Raw genomic sequence first — 24,228 nt, forward strand, 5'->3', positions numbered from 1 at the left:
GGGGGCGTGGGCGCGGTACCCCGGCTAGAGGTTGGTGCCTCGGCCTTGGATGATGGTTTCGGCTTGGGTGCGGTGTTCTTCGGCTAGAGCGTGGTTGCCGGTGGCATCCAAGGCGCCGGCTAGGTGGATGAGGATCAGGTAGTGGCGTAGGCCGTCGTCGTAGTGGGCGCTGATGGTCAGGGCTTCCTCGTGGTGGCGGATCGAGGACTGGAGGTCGCCTGACAGGCGGTTGGTGACGCCTAGTTCGTCCAGGGCTTCGGCAAGGCTGATTTGGTCGTTGAGGGACTTGAACATGGTGGCGGCCTGGTGGAGGTGGGTCGTGGAGGACTGTAGGTCGCCGGCTTGTTGGTAGGTGACGCCGGAGCAGAGGAGGGCGGCGGCCAGCTGGTGCTGGGCGTCGTGGTGGGTGCTGATGGCGATCGCTTCGTCGTAGGACGATCGTTGGGCTGCGGCTCGGCCGAGCTTGCCCTGGGAGTTGCCGATGTTGATGTGGGCGATCGTTTCGCCGGGGGCGTCGTCGAGTTCGCGGTAGAGGGAGAGGGCTCGTTCACCGGCGTCGATCGCTTGTTGGTAGTCGCCGTTGAGGTCGAGGACGTGGCTCAGGTTCGTCAAAGCCAATGCCTCGCCGACCAGGTCGCCGGTGGCTTCGAAGAGGTCGCGGCCGCGATGGAGTTCGGCGATCGAGTCGTCTGGATCACCAGCTCCGGATCGGGCCAGGTCGCAGAGGACCAGGCCGAGGTCGCTGCGGATGTGCGCCTCGGCCCACGGGTCGTTCACCACCTCCAGCGCCGTCCGGAAGATCCGCAAGCAGTCCAGCCAATGGCCGCGCATGGCGTAGAACGTGTGTAGGCCGATCACCAGCCGGAGCACCGACACAACTGGCACGCCGTCAGTTCGCGCGCCTTGCGATGCCAGCGCGAGCAGGTGCGGCCGCTGGCCGTCGAGCCAGGAGAGTGCTGAACTCATGTCCGCGTAGGCACGTCCGCCAGCGAGAGGAGGCTGAGCCCGGTACCACGGCAGCCGACCGGACCGGGGGAAACCGAGTTCGATCGACTGCCAGGCCGCCGATGCGTACAGGTCGAGGATCCGGGTGATCACGGCAGCCTGCAGCGCCGGACTGACGCTCGCTTGCGCCCGCTCCCTCGCGTACATCCGCAGGAGATCGGGTAGTCGGTACCGCCGCGGCGCCAGCGATTCGACCAGATGCAGATTGCAGAGATCCTCGAGCGCATCCAGTGCCGCATGCTCATCGCAATCGAGCAGCCGGGCCGCGACCTCGACGGTCAGATCCGGCCCATCCGGTACTCCGAACAGCGCAAACGCCTCCGCCGCCCGCTGCTCACGGTCACTCGGCCCGGCCGCCAGATCGTCGATCGAGACATCGAAGCTGGCCCGTACTCCGAGCTCGTGGTCCTCCAGTTGGTCCAGCCGCCGGCGCTCGTCCTGCAGCAAACCGGCGAGGTGGGCCAGCGGCCATTGGGGTCGTGCAGCCAGTCGGCCGGCGGCGATCTTCAGGGCAAGGGGGAGGAGCCCGCAGGCTTCGACGATCGACTGAGCGGCCTGCGGTTCGGCGTCGACCCGGGCGGCGCCGACGGTCGTACGGAGTAGGTCGAGCCCTTCGGAAGGAGTCAGCAGTCCGAGGCGCAGGATCTGTGCGGTCGGCATCCCGGACAGTTCGTGCCGGCTGGTGATGATGACGGCAGAGCGGCCGGTACCGGGCAGCAACGACTGGACCTGGGCGGCGTCTCGCGCGTTGTCCAGCAGGATCAGCGCTCGACGGCTGGCGAGGACGGTCCTCAGTCTGGCGGCGGCCTCGTCTACCTGCACCGGTACGTCCGGGCCGGACAATCCGAAGGCGCGCAGGAGGTAGTTGAGAGCTTCGAGTGGTGACACGGCGGCGGTGGTGTCATAGCCGTGGAGGTCCAAGTAGGCCTGGCCGTCGGGATACTCCGCGATCGCCGAGTGGGCGGCCTTCACGGCAAGGGTCGTCTTGCCGACGCCACCCATCCCGGTGATGGCGACGATCGCGACGCGGGCGCCGCTGGTGAGGGCGGTGTGCAGGGCATCAAGATCCGCCGTACGACCGGTGAAACCCGAATCCGGCATCGGCAGCTGCCGCGGCACCACCGCCCCACCCGCCCCGCCCGCCACCCGAGGTCCCGCCGCCTCCGCCCCGGGCCCCGCTGCCGCTGAGCTCTTGCGGCGCGCGGCCGCGCTGAAGAGCTTGCGCTCGTCGGCGGTCAGGTTCATCGCGTAAGCCAGCGCGTTCACCGTCTCCGTGCGCGGGAACCGGCGTACTCCGCGCTCGAGCGCGCCGATCGCCGCCAGGCTCATGCCGGCCTTTTCCGCGAGCATCTGCTGGGTCAGCCCGGCCGCCTTGCGATGCCGGTGCAGCAGCGTCGCGAACTCCGCTTCCATCCGCCGTCCTCTCGAAAACTTCGATCGCCGGCGCCTCACCGACAGGTTATTCTCGCAAAGCCAGTCGTCCGCGGTACCGCAGAATGGAGCTCCAGATGCGCCGAGCGTCGGTCCACGCCATCACTCCTGATCGCTGCGACGCACCCGCGAGAACCTTTGAACACTCTGACGATGGGCATTCTGGCGCATGCCGCCGCCGGTAAGACCAGCCTGACCCTGTTGTTCGTCAACAAGATCGACTGCCGGCGTGAGCTGGCCGATCAGGTACGCCGTACGCGCGTGCATCCGGCGTACTTCGGCTCGGCGATGACCGGCGAAGGGGTACCTGAGCTGATCGCCGGTATCCGCAGGTGGTTGCCGCGGGCAACGGGCAGGCCGGATGCCCCGCTCCGGGCGCAGGTGTTCAAGGTGGAACGGGACTCGGCGGGATCCGGTACCGCGATCCGCGAGATGGCCGAACCCGGCAACCTGTGGTGCGCGGCCGTCGGCTTCCGCATCTCGCCGGCGCCACCCTGGAGAGCACGGAGGTGCCCGGGACCGGGCCACCCTCAAGGGCCTGATCCCGGTCGGCCGGATCCATGCCTTCGAGGCGCGACTGCCCGGCCTCACTCATGGTGAGGGGGTGCTGCTGACCACCTTCGACAGGTACCAGCCGATCACCGGTTAGGCTTGAGGGGATATGGCCGCTACCCCTGCACCCAACCTTGTCAATCTTGAAGCTGTCTCCAAGGGCTTCGGAACCCGCACCCTGCTCGACCGGGTGACCCTCGGCATCGGCCGGGGCGAGCGGATCGGGGTGGTCGGGCGGAACGGGGACGGGAAGTCCACGCTGCTGCGGCTGCTCGCCCGGGAGGAGACGCCCGACAACGGGCGGATCACCCACAACCGCGACCTGCGGCTGGGCTTCCTCGGGCAGGTCGACAACCTCGACCCCGAGCTGACCGTCGCGCACGCCGTCCTGGGCGATGTCGAGACCTACACCTGGGCCGCCGATCCGAAGGCGCGCGAGGTGATGGAGGAGCTACTCGGTGGCGTCGACCACGACGCGCTGGTCGGCACGCTGAGCGGTGGTGAGCGCCGGCGCGCGTCGCTGGCGAAGCTGCTGATGACCGAGGTCGACCTGCTGATCCTCGACGAGCCGACCAACCACCTCGACATCGAGGCGGTCAACTGGCTCGCGCAGCACGTCGTCGACCGGGCCAGCGCGCTCATCGTCGTCACCCACGACCGCTGGTTCCTCGACGCCGTCTGCAACGAGACCTGGGAGGTCCAGGGCGGCAAGGTCAACTCGTACGACGGTGGCTACGCGGCGTACGTGCTGGCCAAGGCCGAGCGGTCCCGCAACGAGGCCGTCGTCGAGGGCAAGCGGCAGAACCTGGTGAAGAAGGAGCTGGCCTGGCTGCGCCGCGGCGCCCCGGCCCGGACCGCGAAGCCGAAGTTCCGGATCGAGGCCGCCAACGACCTGATCGCGAACGAACCGGCCCCCCGCGACAAGCTCGCCCTCGCCCAGCTCGCCACCTCGCGGCTCGGCAAGGACGTCTTCGACGCCGAGGACGTGTCGCTCAAGTTCGGCGACCGGGTGATGCTCAACCACGTCACCTTCCGGCTCGGCCCGGCCGACCGGATCGGCCTGCTCGGCCCGAACGGCGCCGGCAAGACGACGTTCCTGAAGGTGCTCACCGGCCTGCTCCCGCCGGACTCCGGCAAGGTCAAGCAAGGCAAGACGGTCAAGATCGCCAACCTCTCGCAGACGCTGGAGGATCTCGACGGCTCGGTCACCGTGCTCGCGCACATCACCGACATCCGCCGGGTCGCCGCGTTGGCGGCCGGGGTCGGCGAGATGAACTCGTCGCAGCTGCTGGAGCGGTTCGGCTTCACCGGCGACAAGCTGACCACCCGGATCAACGACTTGTCCGGTGGTGAGCGCCGCCGGCTGCAGCTGCTCCGGATCCTGCTCGACGAGCCGAACGTGCTGATCCTCGACGAGCCGACCAACGACCTGGACGTCGAGACGCTGACGGTGCTCGAGGACTTCCTCGACAACTGGCCGGGCGTCGTCGTGGTCGTCACCCACGACCGGTACTTCCTCGAGCGGGTCAGCGACATGGTCTACACGATCCTCGGCGACGGCACCGTGCGGCATCTGCCCCGCGGCGTCGACCAGTACCTCGAAGAACTTGCCCACGGTACGCCGGTACGCCGGGTGGACTCACCTGCCGGGGAGACCAAAGCCAAGCCGACCGCCGAGCCCGTCGTCGACGCCGCTGCGGCAAGGGCAGCCAAGAAGGAGCTCAACCGGATCGAGCGGCAGCTCTCGAAGCTGACCTTCAACGAGTCCAAGCTGCACGACCAGCTGGCCGCGAACGCGAGCAACTACGAACGGCTGGCCGAGCTCGACACCGAGCTGCGCAAGCTGGCCGAAGAACGCGCCGAGCTGGAAACCGCCTGGCTCGAAGCAGCCGAAGGCGCCGAATAAGTCAGCACATTCTTCCGGCGCCGGAAGAATGTATACATGATCAAATCTTTTGTTACCCATGAGTCGCGGCATACCCTCCGATCCCCTGTGATTGGGAGGGTATGCCGCGCCTGCGGGCGAGCGGGCCCCGACCGGCCGGGTTGTCCGAGCCCCGAGCCCCGGACACCACCAACCGGCTTCGGCGAACCACCTCTTGCCGCCGAAGTCACCGATCTCTAGAGCGTTTCGTAGTCGCCTGATCACCAACGGTCACGACACTAGTTGGACCGGTCGCTCAGTGTCGATAGTCGCGGACTACAGCAATCTCTCGATCTCGTTGCAACTAGCAACGATCGGCGCGGACATAAAGTGACGGGTCGTCTTTTCGGATTATTCCGCCACAATTCGGAAATGCCGGATCAGTGCTTTTCCTGGTCGAACGGGCCGACCAGTTCGCGCAGCACGCGGGCGATCTTGGCCTGGTCGCGCTCGCTGATCGAGCCGAGCAGGGTGCGCTCGTGGGCGAGCAGGTCGGCCATCGCCGCGTCGACCGAGTCGCGGCCGGCGACGGTCAGCTGGACCAGTACGCCGCGCCGGTCGGCCGGGTCGGGCAGTCGCTCGACGAGTCCGCGGGCGGTCAGCCGGTCCACCCGATTCGTCATCGTCCCCGACGTCACGAGGGTCTCCTTGAGCAACCGCCCCGGCGAGAGTTGGTACGGCTTGCCCGCTCGCCGAAGCGCGGCCAGTACGTCGAACTCCCAGGACTCCAGCCCATGGGTCTCGAACGCATGGCTCCGGGCGCGATCGAGATGGCGCGCCAGCCGGCTCACCCGGGACAGCACCTCCATCGGCGCCACGTCGAGATCAGGCCGCTCCCGGCGCCAGGCCTCGATCAGCCGGTCGACCTCGTCTCTCATGGCTCGAGCGTATGTCATCAAGACTCTTGACATCAAGACAACCGCCAGGCGTAAAGTATCTCGATGTCAAGACATCTCGGCAGAAGGGCGCCCCATGCGCACGTCCCCGGTCTGGAACCCCCAGCAATACAACAAGTACGCCGACGAGCGCGGCCGCCCGTTCGCCGATCTGGTCGGCCGGATCCGGGCGGAGGAACCCGCCACGGTGGTCGACCTCGGCTGCGGGCCGGGCAACCTGACGGCCACCCTGCTGGACCGGTGGCCTGGCGCGACCGTGCACGGTGTGGACAGTTCGCCTCAGATGATCGAGACGGCTCAACGGCTGGCAACCGAACGGCTGAGCTTCGAGGTGGGCGACCTGCGGGAGTGGAGCGCCGAGCCGGAGTCGATCGACGTGATCGTCACCAACGCGACGCTGCAGTGGATTCCGGAGCAGCTCGACCTGCTGCCGGGGTTCGTCCGCGCGCTCAAGCCGGGCGGCTGGCTGGCCATTCAGATTCCGGGGAACGGGAACGCGCCGTCGCATGCCATCCTCCGCGAGTTGGCAGCGACGGAGCCGTACGCCGAGTACGCGAAGGACAAGTCGCTCCGGCCGGACGTGCCGGGGCCGGCGGAGTACGTGGCGGCACTCAGTGCCGAGGGCTGCACGGTGGATGCGTGGGAGACGACGTACAGCCATCTTCTGGAGGGTGACAACGCGGTGCTCGAGTGGGTGAAGGGGACAGGGGCCCGGCCCGTCCTGCAGTCGTTGCCCGACGAACTGCGCGCGCGGTTCGAAGCGGAGTACGGGGCGAGGTTGAACGAGGCTTATCCGCGGCGGGAGTTCGGGACGCTGCTGCCGTTCCGACGGATCTTCGCGGTGGCTCAGAAGAAGGAGAGCTGATGAGACTCGATCACGTACAGGTCTCCTGCCCGCCTGGTGGTGAGGACGTGGCTCGGGCCTTCTACCGCGACGCGCTCGGGATGACCGAGCTGGAGAAGCCGCCGTTGCTCGCTGCCCGCGGCGGCTGCTGGTTCAAGGACGGTGATGCGGAAGTACATGTCGGCGTTGAAGTGGACTTCAGGCCGGCGTCGAAAGCACATCCCGCCCTCGCTGTTGACGATCTCGACGCAGTGGCCGAAACCCTTCTGGCCAGGGGGTATTCCGTAGCCTGGGACAACGAGACGATCCCGGGCCGCCGGCGGTTTCACACCGCCGACGGCCACGGGAACCGGGTCGAAATAGTCTGACTACTCGGTGGCCAGTGCCCCGGCCGGTGCGACCTTCGCGGCCCGCCGGGCCGGGAGGATCGACGCGAGCAGACCGGCGACCGCGGCGACCAGCGCGATCGTGATCAGGAGCCGACCCGGTACGGCGTACGAGAGCGGCCCGTCGATCTGGCCGCCCATCAGGGCCGCCGTCCCGGTCCATCCGTAGATCAACCCGAGCCCGATCCCCAGCCCGGCCGCGACCAGTGCCATCAGCAACGACTCGACCGCGAGCATGCCGCGCAGTTGCCGCCTGGTCAGCCCCATCGCCCGGAGCAGGGCGTTCTCACGCGTCCGCTCCAGCACCGACAGGCTGAGCGTGTTGCCGACGCCGACCAGCGCGATCAGCACCGAGACGCCGAGCAGGCCGACCGCGACGAGCAGCAGGATGTCGAACACCTTGGTGTAGAAGCTCCGCTCGGGCAAACCGCCCGAGATGTTGAGGTTCTTGACCGTGGGCAGCGACTGCTTGAGCTCGTCCATCACCTTCGGGCCGTCGGCCTTCGGGTCGGAGGCGAGCCAGTAGCCGGTCACTGCCGCCGTCGGCGCGAGCTTCTGCAGGTCGGCTGAGGTGACCGTGATCGGTTCCAGTCCCTGAGCCTGGACGACCTTGAGGTTCAGCTTCTGCTTGCCCGAGACGATGGTGACGATGGCGCCGTTCTCGACGTTCAGCGAGTACATCGTGTTGCGGTCCACCAGCGCGGTACCGGACTGCAGCTGGTCGACCAGTGCCGGGTTGTGGATCACCGACGAGGCGGCGGCCGGGTCGATCCCGGTGATCTCCAGGGTGTTGCCACCGGACTTCACCGAGGTCGACCGGACCGGTACGACCTGGGTGATGCCCTTGATGCTCTTCAGCTGGCTGGCCGCGGTGGCCGGCAGCTTCTCGTCGTACACCTTCATCGTGACGTCGACCGGGTATTCCTTGTCCATCGTGACGTCGAACGTCTTCCGGACCGAGGCGATCCCGACGCAGGTCAGGCTGATCAGCGTGACACCGATCAGCAGCGCCGAGGTGGTCGCCGCGGTCCGCCGCGGGTTGCGAACGGCGTTGGCGACGGCGATCCGCGCGGGTACCCCTCCGGTCCGCGCGGGCAGCGCCCCCAGCACCTTGACCAGCGCGGGCACGAGCAGGGAGCCGATCGACAGGATGCCGACGAAGGAGATCACGCCGCCGGCGACTCCGACAATCACCTGGTGCGAGCTGGCGCCCAGGGCGAGCAGTGCCCCGCCACCTGCCAGCAGGAGGAAGCCGAAGACCAGTCGTACGATCCCTGCCTTGGACTTCGCGACCGGAGCCGCCTCGGGCCGGAGCGCGGCCAGCGGAGCGACCCGGGTCGCCCGACGAGCCGGTACCACGGCCGCCAGGATCGTCGCGACCGTACCGAGCAGGAGCGGGATGAACACCGACGCGAGGTCGAGGTGCAGATCGACCGGGGGCAGACCCCAGTCGAAGGACCGGGCCAGCGTCAGGGCGATCGCGGAGAGAGCTACTCCGAAGACCACGCCGATGCCTGAGGCAACCAACCCGACGACGGTCGCTTCGGCCAGTACCGACGAGAAGACCTGTTTGCGGGAGGCGCCGACGCAGCGCAGCAGCGCCATCTCGCGGGTTCGCTGGGCGATCACGATGGTGAAGGTGTTGCCGATCACCAGGCACGCGACGAACAGCGCGATGACGGCGAACATGCCGAACACCCCACCGAGCACATCGATGCCGTTCGTGATGCTCGAGACCTCGTGGTCGATCCAGGCCTCGCCGGTGTAGACCTTCACGCCGCTGTTGACGACCGCCGTGACGGCGGTGCTCAGTGCCGCCTGGGTCACGCCGGGGTTCGCGGCGACCTTGAGCTGGTTGATGTAGCCCTGCGGTTCGAAGGCCTTCACCGTCTCGGCCGTGGCGACCGCCTTCGCGCCACCGATCGAGGTGGTGTCGTCGATCAGCCCGACGACCTTCACCACGTGGGCCTTGCCGTCCCAGGACGTCAGCCTGATCTCCTGGCCGACGGAGACCTTGTACTTGTCCGCCAGCTTGGCCGGCAGCGCGATCTCGTTCATTGCTTCCGGCAACTTCCCGGCCGAGGTGGTCGGGCCGGCGATCTTCGAGGTGTCGTAGCGGGCGGAGACGGCCAGACTGTCCGGGCGGACCTGGCCGGCCCACTGGACCTGCATGTACGCCGAGGTGTCGATCACCACCGAGGCGACCTGCGGCAGCTTCTTGACCGCGGCGGCGTCGGCCGCCGAGACGGATTCACGGTTGGAGTCGACGACCGCGTCGACGCCGGCGTTCTGTTTGCCGATGGTCTCGTCGATGCCGTGGGTGGCCGACGAGTGCGCGGTCATCGCCAGGGTGCCGAAGCCGACACCCAGCACGATCGCCAGACAGGCGGCGACCAGGCGGCCCAGATGGGCGCGCAGGGAGGAGAGGATCGAGCGTCGCACGGGTCAGGCCCCCAGCTGCCGCAGGGCGCCGAGTACGGACTCCGGGGTCGGATCGGTCAGCTCGCCGGCGAGTTTGCCGTCGGCGAGCATCACTACGCGGTCGGCGTACGAGGCCGCCAGCGGGTCGTGGGTGACCATCACGACGGTCTGGCCGAACTCGCGGACAGAGCGGCGCAGGAAGCCCAGCACCTCGGCGCCGGAGCGCGAGTCCAGGTTGCCGGTCGGCTCGTCGGCGAAGACCACCTCGGGCCGGCCGACGAGTGCGCGGGCGACGGCGACGCGCTGCTGCTGACCACCGGACAGCTCCGAGGGGCGGTGCGTGAGCCGGTCCTGCAGGCCGAGTACGTCGATCAGCGTGGCCATCCACTGCTGGTCGGGCTTGCGGTTGCCGAGCTCGAGCGGGAGCAGGATGTTGTCCTTGGCCGTCAGCATCGGCAGCAGGTTGAAGGATTGGAAGACGAACCCGATCCGGTCCCGCCGGATCTTCGTCAGCGCGGCGTCCGGGAGCTGGGTCAGTTCGGTCTCGCCGAGCAGTACCTGGCCGGACGTCGGGGTGTCCAGGCCGGCCAGGCAGTGCATCAGGGTCGACTTGCCGGACCCGGACGGACCCATGATCGCGGTGAACCGGCCCACCCCGAAGTCGACGGAGACGCCGTCGAGCGCGGCGACCGCGGTGTCACCCTGGCCGTAAACCTTGCGAAGTTCGTGCGCACGGATCGCAGTGCGGCCGGGTCCGTCCTGGGGGAGGCGCCCGGGCGCGAGTTCGCCGGTCTGGATGGTCATCGTTCTCCTCGGAGAGTGCCGGGGCGAGACGTTCTCACCCACGTTCCAAGAAGTTACTGAGGATGGCCGTCGGAAGAGTCGGACCAGGGAATGGACTGTGTGTACGACCTAGGTCGTACTTTTCCTTGCCCACTCAGTGATCTCGTACGCCGCGCTGCCGGGTTGTGCCGGATCCCCGCTCAACTCGGTCGAGGTCCACTTCGGGTTCATCGCAACTTTGACGACGCTGCCGTCCCTTCGATGGACGTGCAGGTTGGACTGGTTCGGGAAGTCCCACTCGAACTTGGCGAAGGCGACCTCGGACCGCGGGATCCGGTGCCTGACGGCGAACCAGTAGCGCAGGGTCAGCTCGTCCTCGGAGAGTTCGTACTGAGGAGGGAACAGCCGGCGCAGCAGCGGGCGCAGCATCAGTTGCTCGGCTTGACGATGCCGGTTTCGTAGCCGAGGACCACCAGGGCTACTCGGTCGCGGAGGCCGGTTTTGGCGAGGATGCGGCCGATGTGGGTCTTGACGGTGGCCTCGGACAACGTGAAGAGGGTGGCGATCTCGGTGTTCGACAGGCCGCGGGCGACCTCGACCAGTACTTCGCGCTCGCGCGCGGTCAGGTCGCCGAGGTCGGGGCGCTCGGTCTCGCCGTCGGGGAGCGAGCCGGCGAAGTGCTCGAGCAGGCGGCGGGTCGTACTGGGGGAGACGACCGCGTCGCCGGAGTGGACCTGGCGGATCGCGCTCAGCAGGTCGGCCGGTGGGGTGTTCTTGAGCAGGAAGCCGGCCGCGCCCGCCTTGATCGCGGCGAACGCGTACTCGTCCAGGTCGAACGTGGTCAGCACGATCACCCTGGGGGCCTCGGGCAACGACTGTAGTTGCCTGGTCGCCTCGACGCCGTCCAGCCTGGGCATCCGGACGTCCATCAGCACGACATCGCTGGCTGTCACCCGGAGCTTCTCCAGCGCCTCGCCGCCGTCGCCGGCCTGACCGACCACCCGCATGTCCGGCTGGGAGTCCACCAGCATGGTGAATCCGGCGCGGACCAGCTCCTGGTCGTCCACCAGGAACACCCGGATGACGTTGTCGTCGGTCACTGATTTCCTCCGTTGGGCAGGTTGTACGGCAGCTTGGCGATCACCTCGTAACCGCCGCCCGCCTTGGGTCCGGCGTTCACCGTACCGCCGGAGATGGACGCGCGTTGCCGCATCCCGACCAGGCCGTGCCCGGGATCGCTGCTCGGCGCGACGCCGGCGCCACGCCCGTCGTCGCTGACCATCACGGTCAGCATCTCGCGCCCGAAGTCGAGATGGACGCAGGTACGCGCTCCCGGCCCGGCGTGTTTCAGCGTGTTGGTCAACCCCTCCTGCACGATCCGGTACGCCGTGAGGCCGAGCAGCGCGGGCAGGTCGCGCGGAGTACCGGTGACCTCGTAGTCCACGGTGAGGCCGGCGTCGCGGACGTTGTCGATCAGCTCGGGCAGCGACGAGATCCCGGGCTGCGGGCGCGGCTGGTCCGGATCGAGCTCCTGCTGGGCGTCTTGTTTGAGCAGGCCGAGCATCTTGCGCATCTCGGTCAGCGACGCGCGGCCGGTGTCGCCGATCGTGGCCAGGGCCTTCTTGGCCTGCTCGGGGGACGCGTCCGCGGCGTACAGTCCGCCGTCGGCCTGGACGATCATGATCGAGAGGCCGTGGGCGACGACGTCGTGGATCTCCCGGGCGATCCGGGTGCGCTCGTTCGAGACGGCAAGTTTGGACTCACGGTCGCGGTCTCGCTCTGCCTGGATGGCGCGTTCCTCGAGCTGAGCGACGTACAGGCCTCTGGTCCGGCGGCGCTCGCCGGCCGCCCAGACACCGAAGACCAGTGCGCCGAGCGCGACCATCATGGTGATCTGCTGACGCCAGTCGGAGCCGCTCCAGTAGCGGGCGGTCGCCATCAGGACGCCGAGCCCGCCGATGCCGAGAGCGATCCGGCTGTACCTGACCTCGCCGTAGACGGAGATCGCGTAGAGGGCGACGAGCAGGCCGACGTTGCCGGGCTGCAGCTCGACGCCGGCCAGCCACTGCAGGACGGCGACCGCGGAGACGGCGAAGAAGACCGGCTCGGGGCGGCTGCGGCGCCAGACGAGTGGGGCGAGCATGCCCAGGCCGAGGATGCCGCCGAAGCCCGCCTGGGCGAAACCGATCAGTCCGAGGAAGAAGGTCAGGGCGCCGGCGAACAGCAGGTCGAAGGCCTGGCCGCGCGCGCCGATCTCTCGCCGGGGCGCCAGGATCCCAGCGAGGCTGCCCGTGATGCTCCCCGTCATGGTGGCCAGGTTACGGCGAAATTCCGGCCGGCTGGTCATGCTGCGGGGGGATGTCGCTGTACTACCGGGGTCCTATTTGTGCGGGCGGGTGGCCAGCGTCGGCTTGGTCTCGAGGCCGGACAGGCCGTTCCAGGCGAGGTTGACCAGGTGGGCGGCGACGTCGGTCTTCTTCGGACGGCGGACGTCGAGCCACCACTGACCGGTCAGGGCGACCATGCCGACCAGCATCTGCGCGTACATCGGGGCGAACTTCGGGTCCAGCCCGCGGCGCTTGAACTCCTCGGCCAGGATGTGCTCGACCCGGGTGCCGACGTCGCTCAGGATCGAGATGAACGAGCCGCTGGCCGAGCCGACGGGGGAGTCGCGGACCAGGATCCGGAAGCCGTCGGAGGAGTTCTCGATGTAGTCCAGCAGGGCGAGGGCGGCCTGCTCGACCAGTTCGTGCGCGCGGCCGGCGGTCAAGCTGGCCGTCACGGTGTCGAGCAGTTTGCGAACCTCGCGGTCGACGACTACGGCGTACAGGCCCTCTTTGCCGCCGAAGTGTTCGTACACGACCGGCTTGGAGACCTCGGCGCGGGCCGCGATCTCCTCGACGGAGGTCGCCTCGTAGCCCTTCTCGGCGAACAGGCCACGGGCGATCACGATCAGCTGCTCACGCCGGTCGGCACTGGTCATCCGGACCCGGGTCGTACGGCGCGGCTTGGGGTCGGTCACTTCGGGATCACGTCAGCATCATGCCGTAGATCAGGGTTACGAGGTGGGAGATTTACGGCTGGGGGCTGATCCGACGGGCTTCGAGGCGTTCCTTGACCGGCCAGCGGACGTCGGTGACCCAGTTGAGCTTCTCGAACAGCCAGATGGTCCGCGCGGAGGTGTCGAGCTGACCTCTGAGGACGCCGTGCCGGGCGCAGGTCGGGTCGGAGTGGTGCAGGTTGTGCCACGACTCGCCCTGGCTGAGGATCGCCAGCCACCAGACGTTGCCCGACTTGTCGCGGGACTTGAACGGCCGGCTGCCGATCGTGTGGCAGATCGAGTTGATCGACCAGGTCACGTGGTGCAGCAGCGCGATCCGGACCAGGCTGGCCCAGAAGAACGCGGTCAGCGCGCCCTCGATCGACCACGACCACAGCCCGCCGATGACGGCCGGGGCGAACAGGCTCGCCAGCACCAGGAAGGGGAACATCCGCGAGACCCGGACGATGTCGCGGTCCTTGAGCAGGTCCGGGGCGTACTGCCGCTGCGGGGTCTGCTCGGCGTCGAAAAGCCAGCCGATGTGGGCGTGCCAGAACCCCTTGGTGAGGGCCTTGAGGCTGGTGCCGTAGCGCCACGGGCTGTGCGGGTCGCCCTCGCGGTCGGAGAACTTGTGATGCTTGCGATGGTCGGCCACCCAGCGGACGACCGGGCCCTCGATGGCGAGCGAGCCGGCGATCGCCAGCGCGTACTTGAGGGGCCGGTTCGGCTTGAACGACTTGTGGGTGAAGTACCGGTGGAAGCCGATCGAGATGCCGTGCCCGGAGACCGTGTAGAAGACGGCCGCGATCACGACGTCGCGCCAGCTCAGGAAGCCGCCCCACGCGATCGGTACCGCCGCAAGCACCGCCAGGAAGGGGATCCCGATGAACAGTGCCAGGGCAACCTGCTCCCACAGCCCCTTCTGCTCGCCGCCCCGCGTCCCGTGGTCGGTGTCGAACTCGCCAGCCTGCCGGGCGCCGGTGGGCGCCTCCGGAGCCGCAACTGGAGTCATGATTTTCCCTCGTGGTGGAGGACGGCTTTACCTACGCAACCGTAACCTACGGCGTCGTAGGTAAGGAACCCCTTCGCGTGTCACCTTGCCCACCCATGGCAGACTGTTCCGGCGTACCAGCGATCCCCCGTGGGGTAATCGGCAGCCCGCGAGACTTTGAATCTCGAAGATCTGGATCGAAACCAGGCGGGGGAGCAACGCACGCCCCGGGTCAGGAGCATCTCTGACCCGGGGCTTCTTATCGGCCCACCCGTACTCGTCTGACGGGCTGAAGTCTTGAGCCCACCCGAACCCATCGCGGGGTGGCGTGGCTGGGTGCGGGGCTCGTGTGGTGTTGGTGGGGGCTGGCGCATTGCCCCACCCGTGCTCGTGTGGGGCGCTGGGGTCTTGAGCCCGCCCGAACCCATCGCGGGGCGGCGTACCGGCGTACGGGACTCCTCTGGCGTTGGTGGGACTGGCGCATCGCCCCATCCGCTGTGCTCCACCAACAGGCCTGCGATAGGCAGAACATCCAGTGATCCACTCCTGTGGTGGTCGGCCAATGCGCGGATTCGCCGAGGTGCGCGCGTCCCTACGAGTTCCGAGACGGCACCAGAGTCCGCTGCCTCAAGCTACGGTCCAATGACCAGGCAAAGGGCCGAGGAACGGTTGAGCCAGTGGGCCGTTCTTGTAGCCGTCATCCCAAGGCATCTTCCCGCGCGAGTCGGGCCAAATCATCTGGAGTGCTTCGACGCTCCCGTAGATCTGGTCGACTGCCGTGAGTTCGTCGATGTCCGTCACGGTGATGAAGGCCACGTAAGAGCCATCGGTCAGGTCATGCGTCGTAGTGCCAGGTAGGAAGGTCCGGCCTTCTCGGACCAAGGAGCCGATCAAATTGAGGAACCCCTGCGAGTGCTCGAATGGCATACCAACGACGACAACCTCTGGGTGATCCAACGCCGTCAACCCAACCGTGTACGAGAAGGCGGCCTCGCCCGGCTGATCACCAGCGCCCACGTGGCGCACGGCCCAGCCGTGTCTGTCGATGAGTTCAACGAGCTCGGCCAGCATTGGATTCACGAGCCGTATTCTCGCACTGGGCGAATGCTCCGCCGGACCTGCAAGTCCCGATGTGCACCCAAGCCACTGTGCTTGACCAATAGGCCCTCTGCCGAACTTGGCTCTTGTGGATCAAGGCGCGCCTTCGGCGCGCGGCGCGGCATGCGCATGCGGCCTCCGGTAGTTCACCGCCCGCGCCCGCCCTCGAGTGTCTTCACGAGAGCCAAGAGCATTTGCCTCCGGCGGGGGCCTCACGACTCCGGGATGACGGTCCGAATCGGCCGGCCTGCTTGGCGGGTGGTCGGGGTGTGTCTTCCCGCCTGCCGCTCAGCCCAGTCAGGACCTATCAGGAGCCACCAGAGGGGCCAAGATCGTTCGTCCAGTGGGGCTCCATCTTGGCCCCTCTGGCGTCTCCTGATCGCGCTACGCGTGGGCTGAACGGCAGACGGGAAGACGCAGGTTCGTTTACTGCGTGCGGAGGATGCTCGTGGTGGCTCTGGTGAACAGCTCGTCGGCGTCGTCGGGGTGGTCATGGGCTGTGATGTGGCTGGCCAGGATGGTGATGAACGCGGCGGCGAGGCTGATCTCGAACTCGCCGGGGCAGGCGTACCTGCGAGCGTAGGCGCGCAGGAGTGCATCGGTGCCGGGCTCGCCGTCCCACAGCGTGCCGTGGGCGCTGAGCGTGGCCAGGTCGTGGAAACGGCTGCCTCGTCCGGCTGCCTCCACGTCGATGATCGCCGTGAGGCTGTCGTGGTCGAGCAGGATGTTGTCGGGGGTGAAGTCACCGTGTACGAGGTCCGACGTGGGCAGCGTGCAGGCCTGGTACTGATGCAGCGATGACCGCACCGCGCGGGTGAGGGCGCGGCCTGTGGGGGAGTGCTCCTCGATGGCGGTGAGGAGATCCGACTCGCCGGTGAATACCACGGCGCGGTCGTAGGCCGACCAGTCCTGGTCGGTGTTAGGTCCGCGCCCGCACTGCCAGTCGAGGATCGGGAGCGCTTGGCGTGCCATGGAGGCGGTCAAATGCTCCGGCGAGGTGCCAGCGGCCCGTTCCTGGAGGTGGTAGAGGTGGCCGCGACGGGTGGTGCCGACCGTGAGCCAGGCGGGAGTTGGCCACCCCGAGCGTCTTGCCTCGGCGATTACCGGTGCTGCGCGGATCACGTGACGTGCCCAGGACGGATCGGGGCTGAACTTGAGGACCGCCTCGCGGCCGTTGCGGTCGCGGACCAGATAGGCACCGGACCGGTACCCGCCAGGCAGTTGGTGGATCAGCACGTAGCTCGTGCCGTGGGCGCGGTTCACATGGCGCAAAATGTCGGCGGCGGCCGGGTCTTCAGTGCCGGATTGGCTTCCGGCGTTCGGTTCGACGGGCTGAGTGAGGATAGGGATACGCCTCCCTCGGCGGTCTCTGCAGTTGGGCGCTAATCGATGCGGGCGTGGGGGGCCAGCATCGAACATACGGCGAGCAGCGTCCACGCATTTTGCAAGGGAGTGATGTCCTGGCCCAGAGCGAAAGCTTGCTAACGGATTTGCTAACAAACGGTGTGGATCGGGGTGGACGACCAGGCGCAGGGCGAGCCGGATTCAGGCTCAGACCGGGGTGGGTGGATGGCTTGTGTGGACCGTGGTGGACGGGTCGGCGGCAACTTTGAATCTCGAAGATCTGGATCGAAACCAGGCGGGGGAGCAACGCACGCCCCGGGTCAGAGCAACTCTGACCCGGCGCTTCTTATCGCCCCACCCGTGCTCGCGTGGCGGGCTGGAGTCTTGGGGTCCGTGCCGCCCTCGGTGGTCTGGGCTGAGCGACGGGCGGGAAGGCGCTAGGGGGCAGTTCTCAACCGCGGAGCGGTGGGTTGCCCTTCCGTCGGCACTCCGTGTTCCGCGAAGTAGGAGCGCAGCCGCCGCGCGTAGGGCTCGCGCTCGTCGCGTGAAGCTGGTTGCGGGAGATGCCGTGTGTTGTAGAGGTTGTCGTCCTTGTATCGAGGAAAGACGTGCACGTGGTAGTGCCATGCGTCTTGGTAGCCAGCCGGCTCGTTGTGTTGCCGCGTGGAAATCCCGTCGCAGCCGTAGGTGTGCCGTATACCTATCGCGACCTCGCGGACCACATCTTGAACTGCGTGCCCGTCAAGCGGCGGCAGGTCATAGAGGTTCTCGTGGTGATCCTTCGGTATGACCAGGACATGGCCGAGGTTGTTCGGCCACCAGCGTGAGGCAATGAATGCCATCGCGCGGTCGGTCCGCAGCACGATGTCTTGCTGGCTGGTCATGCTGTCTTCGCCACCAGCGAGCACCATGCAGAATGGGCACTCATAGCCCGCAGGCTCGTGGTTGAACATAGGTCGCCCCCAGTCGCCTTGGGCCTGCATTCTGGCCGGACGGCATGCCTTTCTTGCTAACGGATTTGCTAACAAACGGTATGGATCAGTGTGGACGACCAGGTGCGGGGCGAGCCGGGCTCAGGCTCAGGCCGGGGTGTGCGGACGGCTTGTCTGGACCGTGCCCCACTCGTCTGGCCCGCTGGAGTCTTGAGCCCGCCCGATCCCATGGCGGGGTGGCGTGGCGGGTGCGGGGCTCGCCCGGCAAAGCCGACGGCCTGAGCGAAGTCGGAGCAGATGGGATCATCGCCCACATCTCCGAACTCACTGAGGTAGTCCGCGCCAGCTAGTTGGCTGCGATCCGCCAGTACATCCGCGTCACATTCCCGTCAGCTGACGTGCGACAGGCTGGACGTCTGGCGACCAGCTGAGGGAGCCGGCCACCATCGATGTGCCGAGATCAGTGCAGGGGTTGTCACGTCGGTGGCGGTGTCGTGAGGGCGTGCTTGACGATGGCGTCGACCATCCATTGCTGGAGGGCGCTGACTTGTGCGGGCGCGAGCCCGGCGACGTCGCTCAGCCAGACGCGGGTCTCGATGCCACAGGCGGCGCGCATTGCCAACGCGAGCTGGTGCACGCCCTCGTCGCCTAGCGAGTCGGCCGTGGGCGCGAGCGCTTCGACGAACCAGGCAATGGCGCGGCCCTGGCGCAGCGGCAGCTCGTGCGGGACCTCGCCCAGCGAGAGGCGCAGCATCGCGCGCTGCTGCGGTTCGGCCTCCTGGACACGGCCGATGAAGAAACCGGCAACGGCGGCCACGCGTTCGTCCAGGGCTGACGGCGGCGGGTCGGGAAGCACCGACGTCGCCGCTGTCTCCGGGTATGCCGCGGCGAGGAGCTCGGCCTGCGACGCGAAGTAGCGGTAGGCGGTGGTGCGGGAGATCCCGGCAGCCTCGGCGACCTCCTCGACACGAGGCGTGTCGCCGGCCGTGATCAGCTCACGCGTCGCAGCGATCAGCTGGTCGCGAGTGCGTTGCTTCTGCCGCGTACGACCCGACTCGAGATAGCCCGTTGACATGCCCTTCATGGTATGCGACTTTCATTACGGGACTGTAGTCCCATAAACGATCGGAGTGTCAGATGAGTGAAAAGACGACGCTCGCGCCGGTGATCCGACGGGCAGGCGAGGGTGAGAAGCGATGGTTCTTCGGCGGCGGAGTCTTCACCTGGAAGCTCAGCAGCGTCAACGAAGACATCAGCCTGATCGAAGTCGACATGGTCGACGGCAAGTGGACCCCGATCCACACGCACCCGGTATCGGAGTCCATGTGGGTGCTCGAAGGGCAGATCCGGTACCGCATCAACAACGACGAACACGAGATCGGACCCGGCGATTTCGTCATGGTGCCCGCGGAAGTACCCCACGCCTTCATGGTCAAGAGCCCAACGGCAAAGGTGCTCGGAATCCAGCCCACCTGCGAATGCGAGCCCTTCTATCGCGGCGCCAGCGAGCCCCTCGAGGGATCCGCATGCGTCGTGGACTTTGCCCGAATCGCGCAGAGCGCCCAGGAGAACGGCGGCATCGAGATCGTTGGACCCCCACCGTTCTAGTGAGCACCCATCTGCCTACTGGGTGGTGGTCGGGGTGTGTCTTCCGCCTGCCGCTCAGTCCAGTCAGCTCCTGATCGCGCTACGCGTGGGCTGAACGGCAGACGGGAAGACGCAACGCGGGTGCTGGGGGAGCAGGTGCTCGGCCTCAGCGTGCACATCTGGGCTGTATCGGATGTATCAGATGCGCGAGTATTTTTTTTGAGGTGTTTCAAGTCGGGCGAAGATCAGCAGAGCGCCCAGAGTGAGAACGAGTAGTCCAGCCTGTGCAGCCGTAGGGACGTCGGTCCAGCCGCTGGCGGGAGAGGCGACGCCCGCGACGATCGATGCCGCAGCGGCTACCCACTTTGGGCGGCGAGGACTGCGACTGTTGCGGGGCACAGGCTAAGTCTGGCAGAGCTGGCCAACTTGCTAACGGATTTGCTAACAAACGGTCCTCTGGCCCGCTGGAGTCTTGAGCCCACCCGAACCAGCCGCAGGGCGGCGTACGGGGCTCGGGTGGCGGGTGGTCACGCAAACGTCGAGACGGTGACTGGTCGGTGCCCAAAGTGGCGTCGGGGGGTCGCAACGTAGGGAGCGCGCCTCCATCGTGATCGGGGCGCGCTCTGCCGAGCTCGGCGCTTCTGGGTCAGGGCCGCGCGTGTGCATGCGGGCCTCGGCTCGGGTCAGGTGGCGGGGCTGTCGGAGTCGTCGTTGAAGACGACGGTGAATGCACCGCGAGAGATGGCATCGGGGTAGAAGTCGGTGTGGAAGGAGACCGTGATGATGTCGTCCATGCTGATCGGGTCGTCTTCGGCCAGGACCTCGCTCACGTGCCTGAAGAGGGCCGTCAGCGATTGGTCGGCAGCATCCTCCGGTAGGCCGATCGAGAATGTTTTGCATGCGAAGCCTTTGGTCATAGGCGCATCGTGACATCACGTGGGGCGGCCCAGCTCGAGCAGGACTCCCGACTCAGTACTGGGGCGAGCGGGGTTGGGGTTTGAAGCGGCGGACTTCTTGGGGCCAGCCGCAGGCTTCCGCTACCTTGGCTGCCCATAGCTTGGCGGTTTCGTCGTTGGGGACGTTGACGAGGGCGAAGCCGCCTAGGAATTCTTTGGTTTCGATGTAGGGGCCGTCGGTCATGACGATCTCGCCGCTGGTGGGGTCGGCGGTGTAGACGGGGCCGTCTTCCTCCTCCAGGCCGCCGGCGTAGACGTAGACGCCGGCTTCCTTCATCTCATTGACGACAGCCCTTGCCAGTGGGCCGCGGCCGGCGAACCATTCTTCGGTGTGGTCGCCTACCCACTGCTGGTTGAAGTAGATGAGGTACTCGGGCATGGCTGCTCCTTCGGGCTCGAGCGGAACGGGTGTCCGCCTCCACCTACGCTACGAACGGCGTGGGGTGGATACGACAGGCTTTTCGATCAGTTCGCGGATGATGTCCGCGTGGCCGGCGTGCTGGGCCGTCTCGGCGATCATTGTGATCAGGAGGACGCCAAGCGTTGTGTCCTGATGGCCGGGCGCCCAGTGAGTCACGTGGCCTGGGGTGTTCAGGTCGAGGTCGGTGATGGTGGCGTCGGAGTGGGCGCAGGCCTGGCGGTAAACGTCGACGATGTAGGCGGTCGATTCGTCTGGGGTGGCCCACATGTCGATCTCGGTGGAGGGGTCGTCACGGAACCAGGTCGGGCGCTGGGGCGGTGGGCGGTCGAAGGATTCGCCGAGGTAGCCGTACTCGAGGCCGGCCAGGTGTTTGACGAGGCCTAGCAGGTTTGTGCCGGTTGGAGTCAGTGGGCGGCGTTGGTCGTACTCCGGTAGGTCGGCCAGGTTGTTGAGCATGGCGGCTCGGTTGTTGCGTAGGGCTTTCAGGAGTTCGAATTTCAGGTCGACGGTCACTTGGTACCTCCCGGGGGGAGCCTAGGGTGGGGTGGTGATCGAGGTTCCTGGGGCATTGGTGGCGGAGACCAGTCGGCGGGAAGGCGAGCGGGGGCGGGACTGGCTCGAAGCGCTGCCGGGGCTGGTTGATCGCGCGTTGGCTAGGTGGGGGCTGACGTGGTCGGGTGGGGTGATGCACGGGGCGGTCGGGGTTGTCGTACCGGTGCGCAGGGGTGATGGGACGGCTGCTGTTTTGAAGGTGTCGTTTCCTCATCCTGGCAATGTGGCTGAGCCGAAGGCGCTTGCGGTGTGGGCGGGGCGTGGGGCCGTGCGGTTGCTGGAGAACGATGCCGAGGTGTTCGCGATGGTGTTGGAGAAGGTGGAGCACCGCTCGTTGGCTGATCTGCCGGATGCCGTTGAGCGGGTGGTGGTCGCGGGGCGGCTGAATCGGCGGCTGGCGGTGCCGGCGGTGGGGGAGTTTCCGTCGCTGAAGGGGGTTGCCGATGAATGGGCGCGGGAGATCGAGTCGCGGTACGGGAGAGTACGGACTGAGCTGGCTGATCGGCTCGTCGGACGGGCGCTGGAGAGCTGCCGTGAACTGGCGAAGGAACAGCCGAATCTGCTGGTGCATGGCGATATGAACTTCAGCAACATCCTTGAAGCGAGCCGCGAGCCTTGGCTGGTGGTCGATCCGAAAGGCTGGGCAGGGGATCCCGCCTACGACGCCGTCAACCTGCTCCGCGACCGTTGGCACACCATGCCGGATCTGGCGAAGACGCTGCCGTACCAGTTGGCCGCCTTCGCGGACGCCGCTGAGCTCGACCGCGATCGAGTCATCCGCTGGGTCCAGGCATGCGCGGTCAAGGACACCCTCTGGAGCGCCGAACACGGCGAGCAGCATGTACGAGCTGGGGTCAGCGAGACGGTGGCGGGCATCGGCTGACGTACCGTCAGGTATGGCCGGTTGGGAGAGTCTGCGGGTGGACCTGCGCCGGTTGTACGCGGAATCGCCGGATGCGCTCGTGGGCTGGCCTGACCCGGAGAGCGAGCGGTCCGAGCAGCGGATTCACGTAGAGCTTGCCGCCTGGGCGACCGGCATCGCGGCCACCCTGCATGCGAAGTACGGGGAGTTCGTGGAGTTGCGGGTCGGTGCGATGACTTTTCCGGCCGGCGAGCTGTGGATGGGTGCGCGCCAGTACGACCTGCGCGGAGTACCGGCTGAATCCGCTGGGCTCGAGGTGGAGTCTCCGTCGCCGTTGGCAGTCCGGACTGGTCGGTACGCGACGAGAGACGTGCTGGTGACGAATCGGTCGGCGTACAGGCAGGTGCTGTCCACCAACGGCGAGCTGTCCTCGGCGGTGACCGACAGCTCCGGCAAGGTGGTCGGTCGGTACGTCGGTCCGCACTCTCTGGCCCTGATTGGGTTCGAGGTCGAGCCTGACCAGACCCGCTCGGTACCCGTCTTGATCGGCACTGCCTCGGTGGTGCCCGACCTGGCTTATGCAGTCCCGCCCGGACAGTGGGAGCTGGTCATCGAACTCCAGGTCGGCAGCAGTCTCCTCCTGTCCGCGCCGTTGGACCTCACGGTCACGCCCTAGCGGCTACCTTCTGTTGCTATGGAAGCTGAGCGGGTCGAGGTCGACGGCGAACTGTTCGACGTACGCGTCGACCAGCCCGGGCACTACCACTTCGACTGGGTGTCCGGGCCTAATCCCGGCTATGGGTTCAGCTCAGCCTCGTCCGATGCGTCGGCCTTGAGCGCTGCCGCCATAGAAGAGTCGATCCGTTCGTTCCTCAAGCAGGTCGACCCCGGCACCGGCTACATCGAATAGGTACGTGACGATGGGGCTCGTGCGTGGGTTGCGTGGGGTGTGGTGGACGCCGGTGGTTGCGGCGTTGGTGGTGGTTGGTGGGTTGTGGTTGGCGATCACGCCGGCGGCCAGTACTGCGCGGCTCACCAGTGAGGCGACTCGTGGGGTGTCGCTGACAACCATGTGGCCGAGTCGCACCGGCGAGGTGGATCCGGTGCTGGCCAGTGCGGTGGATGCGAGTTTGGCTCGTCGGGGTGTTGCTGTTGAGACCGGCAACGAGACGTTGTTTCTGCAGGATGTGGTGCCGGCGCTGAGGCCGCGGCAGGCGCAGTTGTTCAGGAATCTCAGGGCGATCGGGATGAGCGTGGTCTATCGGCGCGCTGAGCCTTGGGAGAACGTGTTGGGCCAGGTCGGTACCTTCCGGGTCAGCATGCGGTTCACGCTGACGGGTAGCAGGCTCGATCAGGCGGCCACGGATGTGGGTTACAGCTATGTCATCCGCAAGGGCCGTCTGTGGATGACCTCGGACCGCGCTCTCGACGACGAGATCGGCTCCAACCGGCAGCCGTGGGACTTCGGGCCCATCGCGGTACTACGCAAGCCCAACGTTGTCGTCATCACCAACCAAGGGCAGCAGGCCAAGGCGCAGCGTCTCGCTGACGAGACGGTGGCGGCGGCCAAGCGAGTCAGAGCCATCTGGCCAGGACAGCTACAGATCGTCCCGTACGTCGTCGCGCTGCGCGAGCCCCAGGTCCTGACCGAGATCCCGCCGACCCTGCCCGGCGCCGAGCCGGCCCAGGTGCGCGCGATGCTGAGTCCAGGCATCGGTCAGATCCAGCCCGCCGGAGGATGGGTAGTACTCCGCCAAACCACGCTCACCCCAGCGCAAATGACTCACGCTCTCATGCACCTCCTCCCGGTCAGACTCGGCGACGGAGCGCCACACTGGCTGGCCGAGGGCATGGCCCAGTACGCCGAACTCCAGGCCCTCCCAAGAGCCGAGCGAGCCGCCAAACGCGACGAGCTCACCAAGCAGCAGCTCGCCCAGCTCACCCGCCTCCCGAACGACGACGAGCCCGTCGACGAGGCCGTCAGCCTGCGCGCCGTGGAGCAGTTGATCGCCAAAGCCGGAGTGAGACCGGTCACGGAGTACTACCGCCAAGTCGCCCGTCGCGGCTACAACGACGCTGCCAGGGACCGTCTGATGCAGGAATACACCGGTTTCAGCGAGGAGCGGCTGGTGGAGTCCGTGCGAGGGTCTGCCGGCTGAGCAAGTAGGCTGACCAGGGCACCGTACCGAGTGTCCGTAGACAG

At 67.2% G+C, this 24,228-nt stretch carries 26 protein-coding genes; 10 read left to right on the forward strand and 16 right to left on the reverse strand.

Features of this window, described 5'->3' with window-relative positions; genetic code table 11:
- Positions 1-24 precede the first annotated feature (24 nt).
- The gene (locus ACIA12_RS39840; protein ID WP_396372654.1) at positions 25-2,418 is read right to left on the reverse strand and encodes a tetratricopeptide repeat protein; all 2,394 of its coding nucleotides are present in this window, start codon (positions 2,416-2,418) and stop codon (positions 25-27) included.
- A gap of 171 nt (positions 2,419-2,589) precedes the next feature.
- Here ACIA12_RS39840 and ACIA12_RS39845 point away from each other — a divergent pair, with 171 nt between their 5' ends.
- Genes ACIA12_RS39845 through ACIA12_RS39855 form a run of 3 tightly spaced genes read left to right on the forward strand, consistent with a single transcriptional unit; the run spans position 2,590 to position 4,894 of the window.
- Complete coding sequence (locus ACIA12_RS39845; RefSeq protein WP_396372693.1) at positions 2,590-3,036, forward strand: hypothetical protein; 447 nt, start codon at positions 2,590-2,592, stop codon at positions 3,034-3,036.
- Entirely contained in the window at positions 2,993-3,085 is a 93-nt protein-coding gene (locus ACIA12_RS39850) for a hypothetical protein (RefSeq protein WP_396372690.1), read from the forward strand. The genes ACIA12_RS39845 and ACIA12_RS39850 overlap by 44 nt, the downstream gene beginning before the upstream one ends.
- A 12-nt stretch (positions 3,086-3,097) precedes the next feature.
- On the forward strand, positions 3,098-4,894 hold the full coding sequence (locus ACIA12_RS39855) for an ABC-F family ATP-binding cassette domain-containing protein (RefSeq protein ID WP_396372655.1): 1,797 nt from the start codon (positions 3,098-3,100) through the stop codon (positions 4,892-4,894).
- 398 nt (positions 4,895-5,292) lie between these two features.
- Here ACIA12_RS39855 and ACIA12_RS39860 read toward each other — a convergent pair whose 3' ends face one another.
- Positions 5,293-5,790: a MarR family winged helix-turn-helix transcriptional regulator gene (locus tag ACIA12_RS39860; RefSeq protein ID WP_396372656.1), complete on the reverse strand. Its 498-nt coding sequence runs from the start codon at positions 5,788-5,790 to the stop codon at positions 5,293-5,295.
- A 94-nt stretch (positions 5,791-5,884) separates the two neighbouring features.
- On the opposite strand from ACIA12_RS39860, the gene ACIA12_RS39865 reads away from it, so the two are divergent.
- Positions 5,885-6,673, forward strand: a complete 789-nt coding sequence (locus ACIA12_RS39865; protein ID WP_396372657.1) for a trans-aconitate 2-methyltransferase — start codon at positions 5,885-5,887, stop codon at positions 6,671-6,673.
- Positions 6,673-7,020, forward strand: coding sequence for a VOC family protein (locus ACIA12_RS39870; RefSeq protein WP_396372658.1), 348 nt, complete (start codon positions 6,673-6,675; stop codon positions 7,018-7,020). The genes ACIA12_RS39865 and ACIA12_RS39870 overlap by 1 nt, the downstream gene beginning before the upstream one ends.
- Here the strand turns inward: ACIA12_RS39870 and ACIA12_RS39875 are convergent, their stop codons facing one another.
- The 11 genes from ACIA12_RS39875 to ACIA12_RS39925 form a co-directional block, all read right to left on the reverse strand.
- A complete protein-coding gene (locus ACIA12_RS39875) occupies positions 7,021-9,480 on the reverse strand; it encodes an ABC transporter permease (protein ID WP_396372659.1) in 2,460 nt (819 codons plus the stop codon). It lies immediately after the preceding gene.
- 3 nt (positions 9,481-9,483) lie between these two features.
- Complete coding sequence (locus tag ACIA12_RS39880; RefSeq protein ID WP_396372660.1) at positions 9,484-10,305, reverse strand: ABC transporter ATP-binding protein; 822 nt, start codon at positions 10,303-10,305, stop codon at positions 9,484-9,486.
- A gap of 66 nt (positions 10,306-10,371) precedes the next feature.
- Positions 10,372-10,671 (reverse strand): hypothetical protein, encoded by a 300-nt coding sequence (locus ACIA12_RS39885; RefSeq protein ID WP_396372661.1) that lies wholly within the window; start codon positions 10,669-10,671, stop codon positions 10,372-10,374.
- Positions 10,671-11,342: a response regulator transcription factor gene (locus tag ACIA12_RS39890; RefSeq protein ID WP_396372662.1), complete on the reverse strand. Its 672-nt coding sequence runs from the start codon at positions 11,340-11,342 to the stop codon at positions 10,671-10,673. Before ACIA12_RS39890 ends, ACIA12_RS39885 begins: the two co-directional genes overlap by 1 nt.
- The gene (locus tag ACIA12_RS39895) at positions 11,339-12,550 is read right to left on the reverse strand and encodes a sensor histidine kinase (protein WP_396372663.1); all 1,212 of its coding nucleotides are present in this window, start codon (positions 12,548-12,550) and stop codon (positions 11,339-11,341) included. Before ACIA12_RS39895 ends, ACIA12_RS39890 begins: the two co-directional genes overlap by 4 nt.
- Before the next feature lie 72 nt (positions 12,551-12,622).
- Positions 12,623-13,264 (reverse strand): TetR/AcrR family transcriptional regulator, encoded by a 642-nt coding sequence (locus ACIA12_RS39900; RefSeq protein ID WP_396372664.1) that lies wholly within the window; start codon positions 13,262-13,264, stop codon positions 12,623-12,625.
- A gap of 52 nt (positions 13,265-13,316) precedes the next feature.
- Positions 13,317-14,294: an acyl-CoA desaturase gene (locus tag ACIA12_RS39905; protein WP_396372665.1), complete on the reverse strand. Its 978-nt coding sequence runs from the start codon at positions 14,292-14,294 to the stop codon at positions 13,317-13,319.
- A 606-nt stretch (positions 14,295-14,900) separates the two neighbouring features.
- Entirely contained in the window at positions 14,901-15,344 is a 444-nt protein-coding gene (locus ACIA12_RS39910; protein ID WP_396372691.1) for a DUF4262 domain-containing protein, read from the reverse strand.
- Positions 15,345-15,797: 453 nt separating this feature from the next.
- Positions 15,798-16,634 (reverse strand): phosphotransferase, encoded by an 837-nt coding sequence (locus tag ACIA12_RS39915; RefSeq protein ID WP_396372666.1) that lies wholly within the window; start codon positions 16,632-16,634, stop codon positions 15,798-15,800.
- 518 nt (positions 16,635-17,152) lie between these two features.
- A complete protein-coding gene (locus ACIA12_RS39920; protein ID WP_396372667.1) occupies positions 17,153-17,668 on the reverse strand; it encodes an HIT family protein in 516 nt (171 codons plus the stop codon).
- Positions 17,669-18,122: 454 nt separating this feature from the next.
- On the reverse strand, positions 18,123-18,722 hold the full coding sequence (locus tag ACIA12_RS39925) for a TetR/AcrR family transcriptional regulator (RefSeq protein WP_396372668.1): 600 nt from the start codon (positions 18,720-18,722) through the stop codon (positions 18,123-18,125).
- A 62-nt stretch (positions 18,723-18,784) separates the two neighbouring features.
- Between ACIA12_RS39925 and ACIA12_RS39930 the strand changes: the two genes are divergently transcribed.
- Positions 18,785-19,255 (forward strand): cupin domain-containing protein, encoded by a 471-nt coding sequence (locus ACIA12_RS39930; RefSeq protein WP_396372669.1) that lies wholly within the window; start codon positions 18,785-18,787, stop codon positions 19,253-19,255.
- A 662-nt stretch (positions 19,256-19,917) separates the two neighbouring features.
- Here the strand turns inward: ACIA12_RS39930 and ACIA12_RS39935 are convergent.
- Genes ACIA12_RS39935 through ACIA12_RS39945 form a run of 3 tightly spaced genes read right to left on the reverse strand, consistent with a single transcriptional unit; the run spans position 19,918 to position 21,124 of the window.
- On the reverse strand, positions 19,918-20,151 hold the full coding sequence (locus ACIA12_RS39935) for a hypothetical protein (protein ID WP_396372670.1): 234 nt from the start codon (positions 20,149-20,151) through the stop codon (positions 19,918-19,920).
- A 52-nt stretch (positions 20,152-20,203) separates the two neighbouring features.
- On the reverse strand, positions 20,204-20,569 hold the full coding sequence (locus ACIA12_RS39940) for a YciI family protein (RefSeq protein WP_396372671.1): 366 nt from the start codon (positions 20,567-20,569) through the stop codon (positions 20,204-20,206).
- Between the two features lie 48 nt (positions 20,570-20,617).
- Positions 20,618-21,124 carry a DinB family protein gene (locus ACIA12_RS39945; protein WP_396372672.1) on the reverse strand — a complete coding sequence of 169 codons (507 nt, stop codon included), beginning with the start codon at positions 21,122-21,124 and terminating at the stop codon, positions 20,618-20,620.
- A 34-nt stretch (positions 21,125-21,158) separates the two neighbouring features.
- On the opposite strand from ACIA12_RS39945, the gene ACIA12_RS39950 reads away from it, so the two are divergent.
- The 4 genes from ACIA12_RS39950 to ACIA12_RS39965 are packed head-to-tail and all read left to right on the forward strand — an operon-like array spanning position 21,159 to position 24,184.
- A complete protein-coding gene (locus ACIA12_RS39950) occupies positions 21,159-22,046 on the forward strand; it encodes an aminoglycoside phosphotransferase family protein (RefSeq protein WP_396372673.1) in 888 nt (295 codons plus the stop codon).
- 13 nt (positions 22,047-22,059) lie between these two features.
- On the forward strand, positions 22,060-22,701 hold the full coding sequence (locus ACIA12_RS39955) for a hypothetical protein (protein WP_396372674.1): 642 nt from the start codon (positions 22,060-22,062) through the stop codon (positions 22,699-22,701).
- Positions 22,702-22,719: 18 nt separating this feature from the next.
- Positions 22,720-22,935: a hypothetical protein gene (locus tag ACIA12_RS39960; RefSeq protein ID WP_396372675.1), complete on the forward strand. Its 216-nt coding sequence runs from the start codon at positions 22,720-22,722 to the stop codon at positions 22,933-22,935.
- Positions 22,936-22,945: 10 nt separating this feature from the next.
- A complete protein-coding gene (locus ACIA12_RS39965; RefSeq protein ID WP_396372676.1) occupies positions 22,946-24,184 on the forward strand; it encodes a hypothetical protein in 1,239 nt (412 codons plus the stop codon).
- Positions 24,185-24,228: the final 44 nt, after the last annotated feature.

It is taken from the genome of Kribbella sp. NPDC051620, from assembly GCF_044453825.1.
Classification (GTDB): Bacteria; Actinomycetota; Actinomycetes; order Propionibacteriales; family Kribbellaceae; genus Kribbella.

Coding starts and splice junctions, on each gene's coding strand:
- ACIA12_RS39870 (WP_396372658.1), top strand. CDS start 6,673: ATGAGACTCGATCACGTACAGGTCTCCTGCCCGCCTGGTGGTGAGGAC.
- ACIA12_RS39840 (WP_396372654.1), bottom strand. CDS start 2,418: ATGGAAGCGGAGTTCGCGACGCTGCTGCACCGGCATCGCAAGGCGGCC.
- ACIA12_RS39905 (WP_396372665.1), bottom strand. CDS start 14,294: ATGACTCCAGTTGCGGCTCCGGAGGCGCCCACCGGCGCCCGGCAGGCT.
- ACIA12_RS39940 (WP_396372671.1), bottom strand. CDS start 20,569: ATGCCCGAGTACCTCATCTACTTCAACCAGCAGTGGGTAGGCGACCAC.
- ACIA12_RS39910 (WP_396372691.1), bottom strand. CDS start 15,344: ATGCTGGCCGAGCTCGTTGAACTCATCGACAGACACGGCTGGGCCGTG.
- ACIA12_RS39920 (WP_396372667.1), bottom strand. CDS start 17,668: ATGTTCAACCACGAGCCTGCGGGCTATGAGTGCCCATTCTGCATGGTG.
- ACIA12_RS39895 (WP_396372663.1), bottom strand. CDS start 12,550: ATGACGGGGAGCATCACGGGCAGCCTCGCTGGGATCCTGGCGCCCCGG.
- ACIA12_RS39925 (WP_396372668.1), bottom strand. CDS start 18,722: ATGTCAACGGGCTATCTCGAGTCGGGTCGTACGCGGCAGAAGCAACGC.
- ACIA12_RS39860 (WP_396372656.1), bottom strand. CDS start 5,790: ATGAGAGACGAGGTCGACCGGCTGATCGAGGCCTGGCGCCGGGAGCGG.
- ACIA12_RS39845 (WP_396372693.1), top strand. CDS start 2,590: ATGGGCATTCTGGCGCATGCCGCCGCCGGTAAGACCAGCCTGACCCTG.
- ACIA12_RS39935 (WP_396372670.1), bottom strand. CDS start 20,151: ATGACCAAAGGCTTCGCATGCAAAACATTCTCGATCGGCCTACCGGAG.
- ACIA12_RS39955 (WP_396372674.1), top strand. CDS start 22,060: ATGGCCGGTTGGGAGAGTCTGCGGGTGGACCTGCGCCGGTTGTACGCG.
- ACIA12_RS39855 (WP_396372655.1), top strand. CDS start 3,098: ATGGCCGCTACCCCTGCACCCAACCTTGTCAATCTTGAAGCTGTCTCC.
- ACIA12_RS39885 (WP_396372661.1), bottom strand. CDS start 10,671: ATGCTGCGCCCGCTGCTGCGCCGGCTGTTCCCTCCTCAGTACGAACTC.
- ACIA12_RS39930 (WP_396372669.1), top strand. CDS start 18,785: ATGAGTGAAAAGACGACGCTCGCGCCGGTGATCCGACGGGCAGGCGAG.
- ACIA12_RS39865 (WP_396372657.1), top strand. CDS start 5,885: ATGCGCACGTCCCCGGTCTGGAACCCCCAGCAATACAACAAGTACGCC.
- ACIA12_RS39960 (WP_396372675.1), top strand. CDS start 22,720: ATGGAAGCTGAGCGGGTCGAGGTCGACGGCGAACTGTTCGACGTACGC.
- ACIA12_RS39965 (WP_396372676.1), top strand. CDS start 22,946: ATGGGGCTCGTGCGTGGGTTGCGTGGGGTGTGGTGGACGCCGGTGGTT.